This is a genomic window from uncultured Campylobacter sp., from assembly GCF_937949835.1.
Classification (GTDB): Bacteria; Campylobacterota; Campylobacteria; order Campylobacterales; family Campylobacteraceae; genus Campylobacter_B.
Window position 1 is genome coordinate 1 of record NZ_CALEDC010000394.1, and the last position, 1,461, is coordinate 1,461.

A 1,461-nucleotide genomic window follows, 5' to 3' on the forward strand; every position below is an offset into this window, starting at 1 on the left:
CCCGCGTTCGTTGCGGCAAACATGCAAAAAATAAAAAGCAAAAATAGTTTTTTCATATCATCACCTCGCAAAAGAAATAAATAATAGTCCTATTATACCACAAATCGCGATCGCGCCGCTTTTAATAAATATAAACTTAATACTAATTTTTATTATTTTGTATATTTCTGTTGCCTATCTGGCTATTTTTGCTATTTATTTGGATACATTGATCGTCAATTCGCTTTTTCCTTTTTTTTCTTTTTCCCTCTTGTAAAATTTTAACTCTTAGCCACACGGGGTCGCTTTTGTGTTTTTGAATAAACTCCGCCTCGATAATTTCATAATAGCAGATATTCATAAATTCCAAGAACTCTTCTGCCGCAGTTTCAGGATCGCTATATCCCGCGTTACTTTTGGCATCTTCTCTAAAAAGCATTAGCTCCTTCACCTTAAATAGACTAATTTCATTTTCCTCGTCATATACACTCAACCCAATGTCTTTTTTGTCATACGAACTAAATTTATCCATTTTTTACTCCTTTGCAAATTTTTCTTTTTCTTCTTTTAATCGTTCAATAAATTTCTTAAGCATGGCGTTGCTACCAAATTCATTAAATAAGTCCATAAATTCTTTCCATGCACCATTTCTATCAAATTCACCCATTCCGTTGTTTTGGGTGTTCTGATTTCCAATTTGGCTATTTATAATATTTGATCCTTTAAACTGTAGTTCTATTATCCTGCGCCATTTCTGCGGTATATCCTTTCTGCTTATCCATCTGTCTATTGATCCTTTCGAGGTATTTAATGCCACCGCCAGCTCTTCATCGGTTTTTAACCTTAGACGAAATTTTAAATCGTCCAATTCCTCTCTCACCGTCATTTAATGCTCCTTTATAAAAAAGTTATAAAAATACTTGACATTTATATAACTTTTGTTATATAATTAATGCAGAAAATTAAGAAAAATGGTTTTCTTTTTTCAGGACAAAATCACTTAATTATATCAAATCTTTGCGTAAAAGGAGTTGAAAATGCGCAAGAGTATCGATTTCTACTCTATCGGGGATCGATTGGATCTGATGAGAAGACTTACAAATCAGAGCCTAAAAGACGTGATGCTTTTTTTAGACACATCCAAATTTATCTATAAAAAGGTTCGCTTCGGCGAGAAGCTTATCCCTTTTGAGTGGGTTATGCGATTTGTCGAAAGATACGGCTTTAGTAGAGATTGGATATACACGGGCGACGGCGAAATTTTTGAGCCGGTTCGCAGGTAATTCATAAGAAAAGAGGGTTTATCGTGAGTGAAGTAAGTGAAATTTTAACAAGAGCGCGCTTCTTTGCCGGCGTTAAGACCGATGCAGAGCTTAGCACCCTTTTAAAAATTCCATACGGAACGCTAATCGGCTGGAAGACTAGGAAGAATATCCCAGAAAGCAGGATCGCGCAGATGGAGCTAATCCTCGGCATACGTCG

The 1,461-nt window shown here is 35.7% G+C and carries 4 protein-coding genes; 2 read left to right on the plus strand and 2 right to left on the minus strand.

Going from position 1 to position 1,461, the window contains the following annotated elements:
- Positions 1 to 142: 142 nt before the first annotated feature.
- Positions 143 to 511 (minus strand): hypothetical protein, encoded by a 369-nt coding sequence (locus Q0256_RS08910; protein ID WP_297962318.1) that lies wholly within the window; start codon positions 509 to 511, stop codon positions 143 to 145.
- Between the two features lie 3 nt (positions 512 to 514).
- A complete protein-coding gene (locus tag Q0256_RS08915; RefSeq protein WP_297962320.1) occupies positions 515 to 865 on the minus strand; it encodes a hypothetical protein in 351 nt (116 codons plus the stop codon).
- A gap of 151 nt (positions 866 to 1,016) precedes the next feature.
- On the opposite strand from Q0256_RS08915, the gene Q0256_RS08920 reads away from it, so the two are divergent.
- Positions 1,017 to 1,262, plus strand: coding sequence for a hypothetical protein (locus tag Q0256_RS08920; protein ID WP_297921109.1), 246 nt, complete (start codon positions 1,017 to 1,019; stop codon positions 1,260 to 1,262).
- Between the two features lie 23 nt (positions 1,263 to 1,285).
- Positions 1,286 to 1,461, plus strand: a 176-nt coding sequence (locus tag Q0256_RS11630; RefSeq protein ID WP_367271955.1) for a helix-turn-helix domain-containing protein, incomplete at its 3' end; no start/stop codon positions are given.

Coding starts and splice junctions, on each gene's coding strand:
- Q0256_RS08910 (WP_297962318.1), bottom strand. CDS start 511: ATGGATAAATTTAGTTCGTATGACAAAAAAGACATTGGGTTGAGTGTA.
- Q0256_RS08915 (WP_297962320.1), bottom strand. CDS start 865: ATGACGGTGAGAGAGGAATTGGACGATTTAAAATTTCGTCTAAGGTTA.
- Q0256_RS08920 (WP_297921109.1), top strand. CDS start 1,017: ATGCGCAAGAGTATCGATTTCTACTCTATCGGGGATCGATTGGATCTG.